16 protein-coding genes are annotated in these 18,532 nt (G+C 36.8%); 15 read left to right on the forward strand and 1 reads right to left on the reverse strand.

All coding sequences use genetic code 11. The annotated features are described in order from the left end of the window. Window positions 1-381: 381 nt before the first annotated feature. Window positions 382-897, reverse strand: coding sequence for an Hcp family type VI secretion system effector (locus ACEYKX_RS07575; protein ID WP_373780679.1), 516 nt, complete (start codon window positions 895-897; stop codon window positions 382-384). A gap of 776 nt (window positions 898-1,673) precedes the next feature. Here ACEYKX_RS07575 and ACEYKX_RS07580 point away from each other — a divergent pair. The 15 genes from ACEYKX_RS07580 to ACEYKX_RS07650 all read left to right on the forward strand — a co-directional run. Next, window positions 1,674-1,985: a PAAR domain-containing protein gene (locus ACEYKX_RS07580; RefSeq protein WP_373780680.1), complete on the forward strand. Its 312-nt coding sequence runs from the start codon at window positions 1,674-1,676 to the stop codon at window positions 1,983-1,985. A gap of 32 nt (window positions 1,986-2,017) precedes the next feature. Continuing rightward, the gene (tssB, locus tag ACEYKX_RS07585; RefSeq protein WP_373780681.1) at window positions 2,018-2,518 is read left to right on the forward strand and encodes a type VI secretion system contractile sheath small subunit; all 501 of its coding nucleotides are present in this window, start codon (window positions 2,018-2,020) and stop codon (window positions 2,516-2,518) included. Between the two features lie 12 nt (window positions 2,519-2,530). Continuing rightward, the gene (gene tssC / locus ACEYKX_RS07590) at window positions 2,531-4,012 is read left to right on the forward strand and encodes a type VI secretion system contractile sheath large subunit (protein WP_373780682.1); all 1,482 of its coding nucleotides are present in this window, start codon (window positions 2,531-2,533) and stop codon (window positions 4,010-4,012) included. Window positions 4,013-4,027: 15 nt separating this feature from the next. Beyond that, window positions 4,028-4,444: a type VI secretion system baseplate subunit TssE gene (tssE, locus tag ACEYKX_RS07595; RefSeq protein WP_373780683.1), complete on the forward strand. Its 417-nt coding sequence runs from the start codon at window positions 4,028-4,030 to the stop codon at window positions 4,442-4,444. Beyond that, a complete protein-coding gene (gene tssF / locus ACEYKX_RS07600; RefSeq protein WP_373780684.1) occupies window positions 4,445-6,205 on the forward strand; it encodes a type VI secretion system baseplate subunit TssF in 1,761 nt (586 codons plus the stop codon). After that, window positions 6,169-7,167: a type VI secretion system baseplate subunit TssG gene (gene tssG / locus ACEYKX_RS07605; protein ID WP_373780685.1), complete on the forward strand. Its 999-nt coding sequence runs from the start codon at window positions 6,169-6,171 to the stop codon at window positions 7,165-7,167. The genes tssF and tssG overlap by 37 nt, the downstream gene beginning before the upstream one ends. Before the next feature lies 1 nt (window position 7,168). Beyond that, entirely contained in the window at window positions 7,169-8,011 is an 843-nt protein-coding gene (locus tag ACEYKX_RS07610) for a hypothetical protein (protein ID WP_373780686.1), read from the forward strand. A 9-nt stretch (window positions 8,012-8,020) separates the two neighbouring features. After that, complete coding sequence (tssJ, locus tag ACEYKX_RS07615) at window positions 8,021-8,695, forward strand: type VI secretion system lipoprotein TssJ (protein WP_373780687.1); 675 nt, start codon at window positions 8,021-8,023, stop codon at window positions 8,693-8,695. 4 nt (window positions 8,696-8,699) lie between these two features. Then, window positions 8,700-10,046 (forward strand): type VI secretion system baseplate subunit TssK, encoded by a 1,347-nt coding sequence (gene tssK, locus ACEYKX_RS07620; protein ID WP_373780688.1) that lies wholly within the window; start codon window positions 8,700-8,702, stop codon window positions 10,044-10,046. Beyond that, a complete protein-coding gene (gene icmH / locus ACEYKX_RS07625) occupies window positions 10,043-10,888 on the forward strand; it encodes a type IVB secretion system protein IcmH/DotU (RefSeq protein WP_373780689.1) in 846 nt (281 codons plus the stop codon). Before tssK ends, icmH begins: the two co-directional genes overlap by 4 nt. A 6-nt stretch (window positions 10,889-10,894) precedes the next feature. Then, entirely contained in the window at window positions 10,895-12,310 is a 1,416-nt protein-coding gene (locus ACEYKX_RS07630; RefSeq protein ID WP_373780690.1) for a helix-turn-helix domain-containing protein, read from the forward strand. After that, entirely contained in the window at window positions 12,300-12,956 is a 657-nt protein-coding gene (locus ACEYKX_RS07635) for a type VI secretion system-associated protein TagO (protein ID WP_373780691.1), read from the forward strand. Before ACEYKX_RS07630 ends, ACEYKX_RS07635 begins: the two co-directional genes overlap by 11 nt. Before the next feature lies 1 nt (window position 12,957). Next, the gene (tssA, locus tag ACEYKX_RS07640; protein ID WP_373780692.1) at window positions 12,958-14,400 is read left to right on the forward strand and encodes a type VI secretion system protein TssA; all 1,443 of its coding nucleotides are present in this window, start codon (window positions 12,958-12,960) and stop codon (window positions 14,398-14,400) included. A gap of 2 nt (window positions 14,401-14,402) precedes the next feature. Then, window positions 14,403-18,104 (forward strand): type VI secretion system membrane subunit TssM, encoded by a 3,702-nt coding sequence (gene tssM, locus ACEYKX_RS07645; RefSeq protein ID WP_373780693.1) that lies wholly within the window; start codon window positions 14,403-14,405, stop codon window positions 18,102-18,104. Window positions 18,105-18,200: 96 nt separating this feature from the next. Further along, window positions 18,201-18,532: contractile injection system protein, VgrG/Pvc8 family (locus ACEYKX_RS07650; protein WP_373780694.1), on the forward strand; the 332-nt coding region annotated here is incomplete at its 3' end.

Consider the following 18,532-nt stretch of genomic DNA (forward strand, 5'->3'; position numbering starts at 1 on the left):
CCAGAATCTCGGCAAAGGCAGGGGAGGAATCAAAGCTGGCCAGTTCGAGTTCAAGGCGAAAGAGCTGAGAAAGTCCTTCTTGCAAGACGAAACTCACCACATCAAACTCGACGCGGTTGTTTAAGGTGAGGCTATAGCGGTAATCGGATTGGGCTGCCATGGGTGTTCCTTTTTATCGAAAAATCTTGTGTGCTTTTGACCGACCTTCTTAAAAGTGCGGTGAGTTTTTCAAGTGTTTTTGTGCAAAATTTTTTATATTACATTCCTAGAATGTTGTATCCGAATTTGCGGTAATGATTATTGCCCTAGTTTATTTATCAAATTAAAATACAAAAACCCCAAGATAGACTCAGGGTTTTCATATTCGTTAAATCATAGAAATCAAACTTGCGGTTTACGCCAGTCATCTGAACCCGATGTGCCGGAAATCGTATGATCCCAATTAATTTTACGATAACTCATGCTCACTTCCAATAATTGAGTATAAGGTGCATTTTTTGGATCTTGTGCGTTTGGCATGACTAAGTTCATATCAACGATTATGGCGTCTTCCAAGACTGTAGAGAAGAACTCTTCTTGACGACCGTCAATTGATGTACGGAACCATGTAATTTCTACTTTCGGTAACATTTCACCTGATGCTAATGCGTTATACATCAATGGAACAGCTTTGTTCAATGAACAAGTAAATTTGAATGCTTGATGTACACGTTGACCTGATGGTTGTCCTGATTGCGGATCCGTCGGTACTGTCACAACGTGACTGATTGCTTGCGCCATGATTTCATCTTCATGACCTTCAACATATACGTTACCTACAGAATCTTCAGTAAATGCACCGGCAGTGATATTGCCTTGATTACTACCTTCGATTGAAATAAACGCTGGTGTTGGCATAGGTATTCTCCTAATATTATTTGATTATTTAAAATGTTTTGCCGTCTTCTTGAAGATGAAGACGGGCTAACTATAGCAAGCAAAAAATTCCTTTCAAAAAGTTTTTTTCAAAACTCCCATTTTTCTTCATTTTCTGGCAAAAAATTGCCAAAAATCCATAATAAAGACTAAATTACTTCTCTACGTCCGAAAAAAGATTTGAGGAACACGTATAGTATAAAAAACGCCACTCCCATTGCTCTGCACTATAGCGGTTCTCATCCGGCGATTTATGCCGTATTAAAACTCGCGCGGTAAAATCTTCTTTCTCCGACCAAAAGTATCAATCACCATTTTAAACAAGTTTCTTACAGCATCAGCTGACTTGCAAAGATTGAGCTAGCTATTCATAGGCGGCTTAAAAAGTAGGCAAAATATTATAACAAAAGCTACCTCGGTGAAATGATGCATTTTGATATAATCCAGTTTACAGATGCTGTAAATACCACAAACGTGAGCTGATTCGATTTATCAACTTCTATAATACCATCAAACCGTATTCCGTCGTATTATACAGAAAGTACCGAAGCAGCATACTTTCATGCTTTTTTGGGGAGGTGAAAGCTATTTTGGACAATTAAGTAAATAGTGCTAAATATTATATAGAGATTAAACCTCCAACCTTAGCGTCCTGAAAAACTTTCTCAGGACTCCGTTAACTATAATATTGTGAATATATTGGTATTGAATTATTTAGAGAATCTATTCTTTGATTTTTTACATTATAAAGAGTTATAATGACAAAAACTCAAGTTATTTGTAAGTCTGAGGATAAGATGGCAAAAATTGCATTGCATGGACATAAAAATACCTGTCCGGAACACACCAATGGGAATATTGTAGTCGAAAGCACTAATCGTCCGACCATTAATGGCGTACCTGTCGCCATTGTCGGAGATAAATGCCAATGTGGTAATGGTATGGATGTCATTACAACAGGAAGCAGCTTATTTACGATTAACGGTATTCCAGTTGCAATTACGGGTAGTGCGACCGGACATGGCGGAGTTATTGTTGAAGGTGATGAGCGTTTAACAATCATTGGCTAATTTATTTTTTCATTTCATATAGAGGATCTTGTATGTCAAAAAACGGTTCAGTCGCACCAAAAGAGCGAATTAACATTAAATACACACCTGCAACAGGTGATCAACAAAGCGAAGTGGAATTACCGTTAAAATTATTGGTCACCGGTGATTTCAAAGGTGCCCGGGAAGAGACTAGCTTAGAAGAAAGAGAAACGGTCTCTATTGATAAACATACGTTTGATGCGGTAATGAAACAATCTGAATTAAGTATCGACGTTACTGTTCCTAATCGCTTGGAAGACGATGCGAAAGATCAAGATCTTAACGTGAGTTTGAAATTTGAAAGTATCGAAGATTTCAATCCGGACAATATTGCGAAACAGGTTCCGCAACTGAATAAACTATTGGAATTACGCGAAGCACTTTTAGCATTAAAAGGCCCGATGGGCAATATTCCTGCATTTCGTAATAAATTGCAGGAGTTAATTGCAAATAGAGATGCAAGAGAATCGTTAGAAAAAGAATTAGCTATTATTTTAGATAGTGAAAAATAGTAGGAAAGAAATATGACAGCTGAAAAACAGTCGACTCAGTCACAACAAACACAAACAACCAGTTTGCTTGACCAAGTATTGGAACAAACCCGTTTTAAACCAGAGAATGAGGATTATAGTATCGCACAACGCGGTGTTGCTGAATTTATTTCTGAAATGTTGAAAAGCGATAATGCGGATACTGTAGTCAATAAAAATTTGATCGATGAAATGATCGTCCAACTTGATGAAAAAATTGGTCATCAAGTGGATGAAATTTTGCATAATGAAAAGGTGCAAGAACTTGAATCCGCATGGCGTGGTTTGAAACTTTTGGTTGATCGTACCGATTTCCGCGAAAATATTAAAATCGAAATCTTAAACGTAACCAAAGAAGAGTTACTTGACGATTTCGAATTTGCCACAGATATTACGCAAAGTAGTCTATATAAATACGTTTATTCTGCAAACTACGGTCAATTTGGTGGTGAACCAGTAGCTGCAATTATTGGTAACTATACCTTTACACCGTCATCGCCAGATATCAAATTACTGCAATACGTATCTTCTGTTGGTGCAATGTCTCATGCGCCGTTTATCTCAGCTGCCGGCCCTGAATTTTTCGGTTTAGACAGTTATGCCTCACTTTCTGAAATTAAGGAAGTGAAAGATATTTTTGAAGGTCCGCGTTATGCGAAATGGCGTGCTTTGCGTGAATCTGAAGATTCAAAATATCTTGCATTAACTATGCCGCGTTTCTTATCTCGTTTACCCTATGATCCGGTAGAAAACCCGACAAAAACATTTAATTATCGCGAAACCATTTCAGGCGAACACGATAATTACTTATGGAGTAACGTTGCGTTCTTAATGGCGTCAAAAATCACTGACAGTTTCGCAAAATATCGCTGGTGTCCGAATATTATCGGTCCGCAAAGCGGTGGTGCGGTGGAAGATTTGCCCGTTCATTTGTTTGAATCGTTCGGTCAATTACAGGCTAAAATTCCAACTGAAGTGTTAATTACCGATCGCAAAGAATTTGAATTAGCGGATGAAGGTTTCATTCCATTAACAATGCGTAAAGGTAGTGATAATGCTGCGTTCTTCTCGGCAAATTCAATTCAAAAGCCAAAACGTTTTCCAAACACGGAAGAAGGTAAATTAGCGGAAACTAATTATCGTCTTGGTACACAATTACCTTACATGTTCATCGTGAACCGCTTAGCTCATTATTTGAAAGTACTGCAACGCGAACAAATTGGTTCGTGGAAAGAGCGTCAAGATCTTGAACGTGAACTAAATGTATGGTTAAAACAATACGTATCAGACCAAGAAAATCCGCCGGCTGAAGTGCGTAGTCGCCGCCCGTTACGAGCAGCGAAAGTCTCCGTTTCTAATGTAGAAGGAGAACCGGGTTGGTACAAAGTGTCATTATCTGTACGTCCGCACTTTAAATACATGGGAGCAAGCTTCGATTTGTCTCTTGTGGGGCGCTTGGATTTGGAAGATAAATAGACGGTTTAATTCATTGTGAGTTTTTGGAATCGTTTAACATCCGTCTCTAATAATACAGATTCGATTGTACGGAAAACAGCTCACCAAGTAGTGAATGAAGTAATTCGCTCGGTGAAAAAAAACATTGAATTAGTATTAAATTCAAGACAAGGGTGCACATTATGTGCACCCGATTTTGGCTTGAAAGACTTTAACGACTCAACAGCAACAACACGCAGTTTGAGTCAAGCTATTATTACCGATATTCGATCTAATATTGATAGATATGAGCCGAGAGTAAAAATTTCTCGTATTGAATACATACCCGATCCTTACGATGTATTACAGCTCAATTTTAGGCTCACTTGTATTGTTTTATTAAAACAAAAAAACGAATTAACCGAATTAAATATTATTTTAGATAGTGCTAATAAAAAGTTTAGAGTTACGTAAATGTCTTTAAAGGAAATTTTTAGGGCTGAGTTAGATTTTTTAAAGAAGGATGGGAAATATTTTTCCAAAATTCATCCTCATCTTTCTCGCTTTTTATCCGATGAGATTATCGATCCGGAGGCGGAGCGTATTATAGAATCGTTCGCTTTTTTGACCGCACGTTTAAAAGAAAAAATTCAAGACAGTTTTCCTGAATTAACGCAATCTATGATTCAGTTGCTTTGGCCGAATTATTTACGTCCTTTGCCAAGTAGTGCTGTTCTTCGTTTTAATCCGAAAGAACGTGCAATCACCACAAAACACGTGATTCCGAAAGGCACTTTTGTTTCATCCAGACCTGTTGATGGAACCGCTTGCCGTTTTCAAACCACTATGGATGTGGCTGTCTACCCTATTGTATTAAATTCGGTCGAATCTAATGTTACATCAAGATCATCTCTCATCGAATTACAACTAGAAAATATTTCTGAAACCGACTTTGCATCTTTGCAATGCAATGAGCTGTCATTTTACTTATCTGGTAGTGATTATAATGCCTTGACTTGCTACCAATGGCTGTTTAATTACTTAGATAAAATTAGCGTTAAAGCAGGAAATAAAGAGATTATATTGCCTCTGAATTGCATTCAAAGCCAAGGGTTAGAAAGTGAGGACGATCTTCTCCCCTACCCTAAAAATACTTTTGAAGGCTATCGATTAATACAAGAGTTTTTCTTTTTCCCCAAAAAATTCTATTTCTTTAAATTGAAAAATTTGAATCGATATCTTGATAATATTTCAGAAAGTGAGCTCAAATTATTATTTCGTTTCAGTCGCCCATTACCAAAAGATTTAACTTTGGGAAAAACGGACTTTACTCTTTATTGTTCACCAATTATTAACTTATTCTCTCATGATGCTATTCCGATCAATTTAGACGGAAAACGAATGCATTACCCAGTTATCCCGTCAGGGGTCAATCGTTCACATTTTGAGATTTTTGATATTAATCACGTCACTGGTACAAAATCAGGCAAACATGCCGGGCAAGAAAGTCGTTTATATGAATACGTTCGATTTGAGTCTTTTTCTCATGATGTGATTGACACTCAAGAACCGGTATTTTACAAAGCCAGCTTAAAAGAAAACCTAGAAGAAGACGGTTATGATCATTACATTTCTTTTGTATCGCGCGGTGATGAAATTCAAAAGAAAGAACGAGAAACTATTTCTCTTAATTTAATTTGTACCAATAAGAACTTACCTGAATATTTAGGTATTGGTGATATTTGCATTCCATCGCAAGATACACCGTCGTACATTACATTTGAAAATATTACACGTCCTTGTGAAACTATTCGTCCTTCTTTAAGTGGTACATTACAATGGCAACTAATATCGAATCTTTCCTTAAATTATGTTTCATTAAGTAATCTTGACATATTAAAAGAAGTGTTACTTGCTTATGATTTTAACGCTATCTATGATTTGCAATCAGAACGAAGAACAAAAAAACGCTTAGATGCAATTAGAAAAATTGAGACTTGCCCGGTGGATAGAATTATTAAAGGCGTTATTTATCGCGGATTAAGATCTACGCTTGAAATTGACGGAGATAAGTTTTTATGTGAGGGCGAAGTATTTTTATTTAGCACTATATTAGCAGAATTTTTCCGATTATATGGCACGATTAATTCCTTTCACGAATTAATCGTTACTAATAGCAGTAATAATGAGATATTCAAATGGGATCGCAAAGTAGCACTACAGCAAATCGTTTGATCGATTTTAGCTTTTATCAGCTAATTGAAATTTTAGCGAAAAAGTATGGTGTTGACATTGAAAACCTTGAAAGTCAACTTATGGAAGAGTCGTTGTTTCAATTTTCCAGTAATCCGCAAATCAATTTTCCAACCAGCGACATAGAAAAAATTCGGATTATTGAAAAAGATATGCAAACACAAATTGATATTGTGGTGAATTTTTTAGGATTACAAGGTGCAATCGGTCCTTTGCCAGGTTCTGTGTTAAATGAAATTGCATATGAATCACACAACCAAGAGACAATTAAAACTACATACTTGGACTTTTTTAACCATCACTTAATTGCTTTACTACATTCAATTTGGCGGAAATATAAATATTATATCCAGTTTAAAAAAAATGTATCCGATGACTTTTCTCAAAAAATTCTGGGATTAATCGGTGTAAATAGAAAACATATTACAGCGGTCGATATAAACTGGAGTAAATTATTATTTTACATTGGAATCATTCAGTCCAATGTACGAACAGCAAAAGTCATTTCAGAAATTATTCAGCATTATTTTGACTTAGAAACTGTTACCATAGACGAACACCGACGTCAACTGATTACTATTGATCAAGAACAGCGCAATCAGTTAGGTAGTAAAAATATGCAATTAGGCGATAATTTTGTAATTGGGAGTGTCATCACTTCATTTACCAATAAATTTAAAATTAACTTCCACAATCTGGATACTGAACAATTTCAACAGTTTTTACCTACAGGAAAAAAATATCAAGAGTTAAAAGAAATTATCCGCTTTTTATTAAAAGATCAGTTGCCATATGATCTTTGTTTGGGATTACACCCGAAAGCTCAATCAAATTTTATGTTGGGAAATGAGCAATCGAGTTTTCTTGGTTGGAGTACATTGTTAAATGCCGATCCAACCAAACAAATACAAATGGAAAAAGTAACAATCACAGGACAAGCATAGTATGAGAAAGAATTTAGCTCATCGCCTTTTATTAATGGTTGCCAGTGCCTCTATGCTGGAAAAAGGTACTTTTCCACGTCATCAATTTGATGAAAACGGCGGATTTGTCGGTTCAGCAAAACATGCCAACTGGTATATCAATAATCTTAAGAATGACATTGATGAAGTTGAATTCGAAATAATATTCTATCAATCACATTTTTGTTTAATTGCACACAGTCTACATATTTTTATTAACGGTTCGCAAAAACCGTTGTCTCAAAATGGGATTATTCAATTAAAAGATGGAGATACGATTTCAATTAGAAATTACGACTTAAGAGTAAAAGTTTATACGGATAGAAGCGACAATGTTAATTTACAAGATGATTTATATGGCATTGTTACCACAATGGATAACTCAATTTTACTCTCATCAGATAAACCTTATCAACTAAACGAATTATCTGATTTTAATGAAAAAAGCTGTACTTATGCGTTATTGGATACCAGTGCTGGATACGGTGTATTGGACCCTTTAGCTTTATTAGAAAATGAAATTAAAGATAAAAATGTAGAAGCTATATTAACCAAATATGATATACTAAATTCTATTCATGACAGACATTATCAGAAAACAATAAACGAATATATCAATACAAATATTGAATCCTATGAACCACTTATTATTAACAATAATACGAAAGAACCGATGCAACCAGAATTTCTTGGTGCTGAGTTCAATGATGTAGAATATACAGAAAGAACTCCATCAAAATGGACTGCACTTTCCAACAGTGCAAAAAAGCCAGATCTTGATATTACCAATATCGTAGATCCGTTATTTTTTATTAACTACAAATAAAGAACTCTTATGAAAATTAAATACCTATTCCCCCTCATAACAGCAAGTCTTCTTGGATGTTCTTCAGATGGTCCTAAGACCAATCCTAGACTTGAAAAAGCCTCGACTTACTCATTGTCTATTTATGCCACAGATCGAGCCAATATCAATGTCTATTCGGATTCAGATGACATGACCGCTGAGATTACCGATGAAGAAAATCCAGAATTTATCGGTGAAGGATTTACTGTAATTCCCGAACAAAGCAGACCGAAGTTAGAAAAAAGAACTTATGGTAAAAATGTAAGAGCCAACAGTTCTACTGATAACCAGGCCATTGAACAAGAAATCGGTAAACCAGATTATCGCGCAACGCCAGTTATGTTAAAAATATTCCAATTAACGGATAAATCAGTATTTTTAAGCAACTCTTATGATGATTTCAGAGGCAATGACTTTTCTGATAGTTTAGGCAAAACTTATATATCCAATATCGATTTAATCGTTGCGCCAAACCAATTTAGATTTGTTGATGTCGAGGCGTTAAATGAAAAAACACATTATATAGGTGTTGTTGCACTCTACAATAACTATGAGAACCGTAAATGGAAAGGCATCGTACAAGTGAAACCTAAAGGCGGTGACAGCTATCCGTTATTGATCCGTGTATTAGATTCCAAAGTAGAAATTCACAAGGATAATTAATTCCATGGCAATAACAAACCGTGTATTGTGGAAAGAGGGGCTATTTATACGCCCTCATCACTTCCAGCAAGAAAGTCGTTTTTTCTCAGACCAATTAAAACAATTATTGGATATTAACGCATTTAACTTTGGTTTTGAAAAACTATCTTTTGAATTGCAACATCTTTCTTTCGGCAAAATTTCCCTTTCCGAATGTAAAGGGGTGATGCCCGATGGCTCATTCTTTCACTTACCCGTTACTGAAGATTTACCGTCCCCGCTTAAACTGGAAAGTTCATCTATCGGAAAAGTCGTCTATTTATGCTTACCTCTGCATATTGAAGGTAGTGCTGAAGTGAAATATGATGCGGATATTCAATCATTAACCGATTTCCGTTGTGAATTGGTTTTCTCGGAAGTGAAAGATACACATAGCGAATCGGGAAATTATGCTCAACTTGAGTTAATTAAAAATAAATATTTCCTTAAATTGGAAACAGAAGATTTAAGTAATTATGCGATTTTGCCGGTTGCCCGCATTAAAGACATCAGTCTTGAAAACCAAGTTACTTTAGATGAAGAATTTTACCCTGCGGCATTGAATATTCGAGCTTTGCCAAAATTCATGTCAAAGCTTCTTGAATTGACTGACTTAATATCGTTACGCACAAAAAATATTGCAACAAGAATGAGCAGACCAGAGCAATCCGGTGTAGCAGATGTAAACGATTTTTTGATGCTACTAAGCTTAAATCGAGTACTCCCTTTATTTAAGTCATTGACAAAATCGGCAACGACGCATCCGGTCAAAGCGTATGAATTATTGGCATCACTGCATAGTGAACTTGCCACTTTCGTGCTTGAAGAACGTGTTGTCGATAGTTTCTACGATTATATTCACGAAATGCCGCATCTCTCATTAGAACCACTTTACACGACAGTGAAATCCTATCTTAGTGTTGTAAGTAGCGCAAAAGCGTTACCATTACCTGTCACCGCACATCAATACGGTATCTACACCGCACAGGTAAAAGATAGATCGTTTTATGAGAATGCCGAATTTATTATCGCCGTGAAAGCACACTTACCGCCGGATACACTGAGAACACAATTTGCTCATCAAACGAAAATTTCAAGCATTGAGCAAATTAATAAACTCATTCACCTACAGTTACCAGGTATTCCATTGCAGGCATTAGCTGTCGCTCCTCGCTATTTACCTTACCACGCAGGGTTTGTTTATTTTCAATTAGATAAAACATCTCAATATTGGGATAACATGGCTGCATCTACTGGGTTCGGTTTCCATGTCGCAGGTCATTATCCTGATTTAGAAATTGAATTCTGGGCCGTTAGAGGAACACTCGCATGAAACAAAACGAATTAACGCGATTTTATAATCCTTCTACATCAACCGATGTGACTGTAGAAAGCATTAATATCACTACAAGCGTGCCGATTATCAAAGAAAAAGAAGATCTCCTTTATGAGCAAGTCACACAAACGGATCTTGATATAGACTATGATTTCAAATTAGAAACACAGACGTACAATTCATTGATCGAATTGGCCAATCCATTGTTGGGTATGGCGTTACGAGCAAAAAAAATTACTCAATTTGACGAAATATCAACGCTTTATAACCGTATGCAAAATGAGATAATTGCAATTTCAGAAAAAGTGAAAATACTCGAGTATAACAGCGCATTTCAACTCTCTTTTCGCTATTGTTTGTGTACATTTATTGACGAAGCTATCATGGGAACGCCTTGGGGTAAAAATTCTATGTGGGGAGAACGTTCTTTACTCGCCTATTTTCATAATGAAACTTGGGGAGGTGAAAAATTTTATTCTATTTTATCGCGTACAATGCTTGAACCCGAAAAGTATTATGAATTATTAGAATTTATCTATGTTTGCTTAGCATTAGGTTTTCAAGGAAAATACGCAGACAAACCGCACGGCAAAGAAAATATTCAGAATACTCTAGTTAAATTACAAAAAACATTAAGACCAATCCGCGGAACGGATTACTTCAGAGATAATAAATTTCATATTTATGAAGAAGATTATTCGGTTGAAAAACCCCTTCCGATAAAATATCTCTTTTGGGGCGCTGGTGCATTCTTTGTTGTAATATATATAATTTACAGCATATTACTGGATTCGTCTTCATCCGAAATTATTGAGAACATTAATACGATATTACAGTAATTTTATATGAAATTATCAACCTTATTATTAACGCTTATTCAAACTCATGACAGTAGCAAAAGGGTAAATAAAATAATCAATTACTTAAGCGACTGTTATGACAGTTTGCGTGCAACGTATTTTGCTCATGATGGCGTAAATAAAGACCTGGTTGATATTTCTTCTCGTGTCCGTTTTAAACAAAGTGATTATGCCAACCCTGTCGTATTAAGTTTTTTAGAAAATAGACAAATAGTCTCTGATAAAATCATTTCTTATGCCGATAGTTCTAGCTTTAAACAATATTTCCGAACCTGGAATGTATTTGGTTATTGTTTAGTAATTCCCGCTAAGAATATGGGCGTATGGGTTTTTAATAGTGAAAATCATAAATTGTTCACAAACCACTTATTTATTGAAGAACTCCGGTTAGTTATTGATAGTTTTGTCGAAACGGAATTACTCTATAAAAAAAATAAACAGCTTGAAAAACAAAATCTATATCTTATACAAGAACTAAATAAAGGCGATATTCACCATTATGAAGAATTGCAAAAGGCTTATATTGAAACTAACTGGATTGACGAAAGTTCACAAGGTAAGCGCTTTAAACGGCGCTTAATAAACCTTGCTCAAAATAACCGCACTTTAGCGATTATCGGTGAGCGAGGATACGGAAAAAAGCATCTTGCTCACATTATTCATCAATTACGCAATGCAAATTTAGTCAAATTAAAAGAAGTTAACTTAATTGAGATCAACAATATACTTGAGGTCAAGAAATTAATTGAACTCATATTTAACGATATCAAAGATTACGCCAAAGAAACTATTATTTTTTATAACATGGAATATTTAAATACACATTTATTACAGAAACTTACAACACTACTTTCTCACGAAAAGATAAAAGACAAACAAATAAAAATTATATTTTTAGCTTCTCAACAATTTTGGTTAGACAAACAAAAAACAGATAATTGGTTTGAACATTGGATTGAAGAAAAATACTTATTACAAAATAGATTATTACACACAGAAAATATTGCAATATTTTTAGAACAATTCACTACTGCCTATGCGCAAAAATTTGGCCGTACAAATAGTTTGTTAAGTGATGAAGTAAAATCTTACATCATCAATAAAACCAATATAGAGAATATTTCTCAGCTAAAATTTTTACTAGATATCATCTATAACCAGAATAATATGAATTTATTGACCGATACGACAGAACTCGAAAAATTACTATCACAACAAGATTGGAGCAGCCCTATTAATTTAACGTGGAAGATGGATATCTACGAAAAGAATTTAATTTATGAATCATTAATTCAATCCGATTGGAATAAAAAAGAAACGGCCAAACAATTAATGATACCGAGACGAACGCTAAGTCATAAATGTCAAAAGTATGGATTAGGGAAGAAAAATGCACAATAAAACATGTGATTTGAACAAAAATATCATTATTCTTTCAATATTGGCAATGGTAACCACCTTTGCCCAAGCAGATGCGAATAATGAATTAAAAAATAATCCGCAAGTACAGCAATGCACGGCAATAAAATCAAATGCAAAACGTTTATTATGTTTTGATGAATTATTTGAAACGCCTATTCGTACGCAAGATATTAATGCAAAATCCATTGATTCGGTTATCCCCAAAACTGTCAGCGACATTTTTGCTTTAGCAAACAGTGACAATGCAGAAGAAATTGATAGTAATGAATTACAAATCGGTTTGCCGAGCGAAGAAAAGGATCAAGCGGCAATTTATATCGCCTGTAAAGATAACATCACCCGTTTTCAAATTGTGTTGAAAGATCCGGTTTCCAAAAATCCGCTCAATGTCGAAATTGCGGACAGTACGACAAATAAAACTGCATCTAAAGTGGATTGGCAAAATGCCGAACGCGGTTATATGCTTGATGCCGGACGCGGACTTTATGCCATTCAACAGTTAAAAACAATGTTATACATTGATTCGTTTAACATCATCATTCCACAAGAAAAACGAAAATACACGTTTAAGAACAACGGATTAGCATCTCGTGTGGCGGCAATCAGAAAGGAATGCGGTTGGTAAAATGAAATATCAAAACATATTGCAAGATATTACAACGGAAAACCGGCCTATCGGCTTACCCGACGAAGAAGGAAAACTCTTTTTCGCCATCGACGAACAAGTTATGAAATTTGGTTCGTTGCAACATGACACCATTGATTGGGACGGTTTAATTACAAATTGCGTTCAATATTTAACGGAAGTTTGTAAAGATTATAAAGTGTTGCAATACTTAGCCTATGCTTCGTTACAAAAAAACGCCCGAGAAAATTTCATTGATTTTTTGACTTTATTTGCAGAATTTAACAAAAAATATTTATTTGATGCTTATCCGAAACCGTCAAAAAATCAAACGGTGGATCGCTTCAAAGCAAGAGCTATTTTGCTGGTAATTAATCGTATCGAAGATGCGTTTAATAAAAATGGCGAGAATTTCTCTTATGAGCAAAATCAGGCAATTGCAAAAAAACTTGCTGAAATTTCACCGCACTTAGTAAGCTACGTGCCTGATGCTGAAACGATTTTTAATAAAATTTCACGCAAACTGGAATCGCAGACAACAAAATCGCAAAGCGATACGGCGGACATACCGGAGCAACAAGCTCAAATGCAATCGCCGGTAGCTATCAACACGGAAAATTCACCGGCTACGGCACAAACACGAGCACAGCCCGGAAACCTAAATATTCCTGATGTAAACGCATTTGATCTCACCAATGATCGCAAGCTAAAACAATTTTATTTACAAGTGGCGGACACCACATGTGAAATCGACCCGGCATCCATATTAGGCTATATCAGCCGTCGTTACGGATTATGGCGCGGAATTACGCAATTACCGGAAATGAACGAACAAGGCATTACTGCAATGCAGGCTATTGCAACGGATAAGCTACATGATTATCGTGAATTTGTGCATTCTGTGCCAAGTTTGGAATTGCTGAATAAAATCGAAAAAACCGTGGTGAGCAGCCCTTATTGGATCGAAGGCAGCTATTTATCGGCGGAATGTTGCCGCGCATTAAAATTGGACGATGTAGCAGATACAATCCGTACGGTCACTAAACGATTCGTCGATAAATTCGACCATTTTGAACGCGCCAAATTTCAGAACGGCGAACCCTTTATGCCGGAAAAAGTCGCACAATGGTTAACCACTACCGATAACAAAACGATGGCGATAAACCAAAGTACGGTCAATTTTGAACAAGTTTATCAGGAACAAGGATTCGTTGCCGTCTTAAAAGCTATTGATGACGAGTTAAACGCCGCTACGGATATTCGTACCCGTTACTATTTACAGCTGGACAAAATTAATTATTTTATTCACGAAGACATCACGTCTATCGCATTAAATGAGTTGGAAACATTACTCAAAAATAGCAAAGAATATGCGATCGAAGACTGGGATAACAATTTTTTCAATCAATTACGTCAATTAAAAGATCAATTAACTAGAGGCTGACTATGGGATATTTAAGACAATTACTAGGAACAGTTCACCAATTTGTACATTCTGTTTTCAGACATCTGAGAAATTCAATGCCAGTGCTATTAACGCTCTGCTTAATTTTCGTTTTTGTGGGAATCTGGACTTATGGCAAAGCCTGGAGTTTCACCGGTTTAACCAACACCAAAGGCTGGGATTATGAAATTGCCCAAAGTGTTGGATTTGGTTCTCGCATGTTAATGTCAGCAATTGTACTGCTTACCTTAGCTATCGTTGCGATTTTAAAATTACAACTAAAAAACAGCAAATTGGCTAAAGAGAAAAACCAACTGGAAAAAACGCAAGAAGAACAAGATGCTATTTTGCCCTATATTAAGGATCAAGAAGAAAGTCTTAATTTAATGGCAATCGCACTGAAAGAACGTATTGCAGATAAAAACTATATATATCAATTCCCATGGTATATCGTCATCGGTTTTAACGGCGTAGGCAAAACAAGCTTTATTAACCGTTCCAACCAAAAATTCACCCTAACTGCGGTAGAAAGAACATCAAAACGTTATTTGCGCGCCAATTCTTTATATCAAGTGGATTGGTGGGCAAGCGACGAAGCCATTCTAATTGATCCCGCGGGCGAAATGATCGAACAAACAACCAACGAGCAAGACCCCGACGGTAAAATTGCGCAAGGACTTTGGAACCACTTATTAACCTGGATCGGAAAAGCTCGTCCGCATCGTCCGTTAAACGGCGTAGTTTTAGTGCTCGATCTCCCTAAATTAATCGGCTCAAAACATAGCGATCGCCAGGCCATGGCTTCACTTCTGAGAACGCGTATTCGTGAAATTACCGAACAAGCCGGCGCGCGTATTCCCGTTTATGTAGTGTTAAATAAAGCCGATCTTATCGAAGGTTTTGATGTGTTCTATAACGATTTAAAACAATCCGAACGCTATCAAAATCTCGGCTTCTCATTCCAATTAAACACTGATGACAATATCGATGGCTGGACAAAAGAATTCGCCGAACAATATGCGGCATTCGTGAAAGAAATTGAAGAAATGGTCTTCGATAAAATGGCGGTTACAATCTCACAAGACGAACGTGAAGCAATGTATATGTATGCCCGTCAATTATCAGGCATGAGAGATATTCTGCTGCAATTTATCAGCGATGTATTGGAAAGCGATCGCTTCACCACCACACCTTATGCAAGAGGCATTTACTTCTCCTCTATTTTCCAGCAAGGCGTACCGATGGATTTCTATCAAACCGCTATTTCTAAGCAGTTTGATTTGCCTTATGTGGTGCCAAGTTATATTGGTGAGAAACCACAACGCACCTTCTTTACCCACGACTTCTTTAAAAATATTATTTATCCTGAAGCGGGCTTAGTGAGTGATAACGAAAAAGAAATGAAACGTCACCGCCGTAAATTTATGCTAAGCGCCACCGCTATCGGTGTTTGCGCCGTTGCTTTATTAACCGTTTGGCAAACCTATTATTACAAAAACCAAGCTATTTCCAATAAAGTTCTAAAAATTACTAATGAATTCAATAACATGCAAATCAGCCAGACCATGGATCCAACTGGTCGCAACTTGCTAAAACCATTGAATATGCTACGTCAAGGTACTTTTGCTTATGGCGATTATGAAAAAGCCTTGCCTGTGATTGAAGATTTTGGTTTATACCAAGGTAAAAAAGTCGGCAGCAAAGTCAGTCTTGCCTATCAAAAATTCTTAGGCGAACGTTTCTTGCCAGAAATTGCCATGGGCTTAATTGAACAAATGGAAAACTTGCCCGAAAATAGCCCCGAAGGTTTGGAATTATTGCGTGTTTATCGCATGATTGATGATATGAAAAACCGTAAAGCGGCGATTCCGGAACAATGGATGACCACCTATTTGCAAAAAACCTATCCGAAAAGCGCCGATATTCAACGTCAATTAATGGCGCATTTTTCTTATGCAATGCAACATGTTGATCCTGATTTAAGCGTGTTTGACAAAACGATTGCACAAAAGCAACAAGAATTTGGCACATTGCCGTTGGCAGACCGGGTTTATCAGAATTTCAAAGTGTTAGCTAACACTGAACTTAGCCCTGCTACCGACTTAAAAGCGGAAATTGGTTCAACCTTTAATACAATATTTAAAACGGACGAGCAACCGAAGAATGACGATCCGTTCTTCTTTAAAGATAAGAATATCAGCAGTTCTGGTACATTGTTAAGCCCTCTCTTTACTGATTGGGCATATAAAGATTTTTATTTGCCGAAAGCCGATTCTCTCTTGCAACTTGCGGCGATTGATGCGTGGGTATTAGGTAAACAAGAAACTATTAATTATTCAAAAGAAGATCTCGAACAATTGTCCGCCGAAATCCAAGAGCGTTATATTGCCGATTACATCAATACTTGGCAAGAAGGCTTGAATAATTTAGAAATCGTGAATTTTATGGATTTACACCATGCCATAGATGTACTTGATGCGCTAACTGGGACTGAAAAACCATTACAAAAAATGCTTAACACGGTTGAAAAAAATAGTGAAATTTTCCCCTCTCTTTCTCAAGCAAGCATTGAAGAAGGCGAGAAAAATAATATCACAACGCCAGCTCAATTAGCCGCACTGCAAATTACGCAAAGTTTTGCACCGTTAACCAATGTGGGCAAAGCGAACGGTGATGCACCTGCACAGATGGAAATCATCATGAAAAAATTGAGTGAGTTGAAGTTCTATCTACAAACAATTCAAAATTCAGCTGATCCATCACAAAGCGCCTTAAAAGCTATCATATCGGAATTAAATCTTGAACGGACAAACCCAACGGTAGATTTAAAACGTTTAGCGAACGAAGTAGCCGAACCACTAGCAACACACCTCAATGTCATTGCTGATGAAGCATGGAATATTGAATTGCGTACTGCGTTGAAAGAAATCAACGCTATGTGGAACCGTGATGTATATAGTTTCTATAAAAGCCGAATCGCAGGTAAATACCCGTTAAATCAAAGCGCACAACAATCAATATCCTTGGATGATTTCCGTAATTTCTTCGGACCACAAGGACGCATTCAAAAATTCTATGATGACTATATCAAATTTATCTTGGAAGATAATGCGGAATTATCAATATTAAACGGCGAAAGTGTCATTTCTCCCGAATTTTTTACCGTACTTGACGATTTGCAACGTATCCAACGGGCGTATTTTGATGCATCAGGAAACATCAGCGTATCCTTTAATTTAAGACCGCTAGGCTTATCGGGTAAGTTTGCCGCATCAAGCTTAAATATTGATGGACAAATCGTAAAATACAGCCATGAAAATGCTGCGCAAAGCCATTTAATCTGGCCGAATACTACACGGCGCGATGTGGAAAGTAGTTTAACACTCATTACTACTACGGGTGAAAGCAACACCTTACGTCGTACGGGCGAATGGTCGCTATTTAAATTAATTGATGCGGCACAAAGCAGACCTTCAGGCTCGGGTGTTAATTTGACTTTCAAAATCAATGGCGGCTCAATTAACTATCGTCTTGAAACCGATGGCGATAATCCATTCAAAACTGGAGTGTTAAGCGGATTTAGTTTACCGAAAGAGTTATTGGATACCGAAATTGACACTCGTCGCCCGCCGAAATATGACATAGAGCCAGATTTTGATATGGAATATATCGACGATGAGCAAGACGAACCAAACGCACAATAGCGTTAAACATTTACGCAAAGTAACATAAAAAAATCTCCCGCACTTTTAAAAGTGCGGTCAGAAACACACAAGATTTTTCGATAAAAAGGAACACCCATGGCAGCCCAATCCGATTACCGCTATAGCCTCACCCTAAACAACCGCGCCGAGTTTGATGTGGTGAGTTTCGTTTTCACCGAAGGACTTTCCCGCCTGTTTCGCCTTGAACTCGAACTGGCCAGCTTTGATTCCTCCCCTGCCTTTGCCGAGATTCTGGATAACCATGCCACCCTCACCTTCTGGCAAGGCGCTGAGCCGGTGCGTTACGTAAACGGGATTGTGACTGCCTTCGTGCAAGGTGAAACCGGCTTTGCCCGCACCCGCTATAAAATGGTGATTGAGCCGGCGCTTGCCCGGGCAAATTTGCAGGCGGACAATAAAATCTTCCA

Origin of the sequence: Glaesserella sp., from assembly GCF_041817755.1 — a bacterium.
Classification (GTDB): Bacteria; Pseudomonadota; Gammaproteobacteria; order Enterobacterales; family Pasteurellaceae; genus Glaesserella.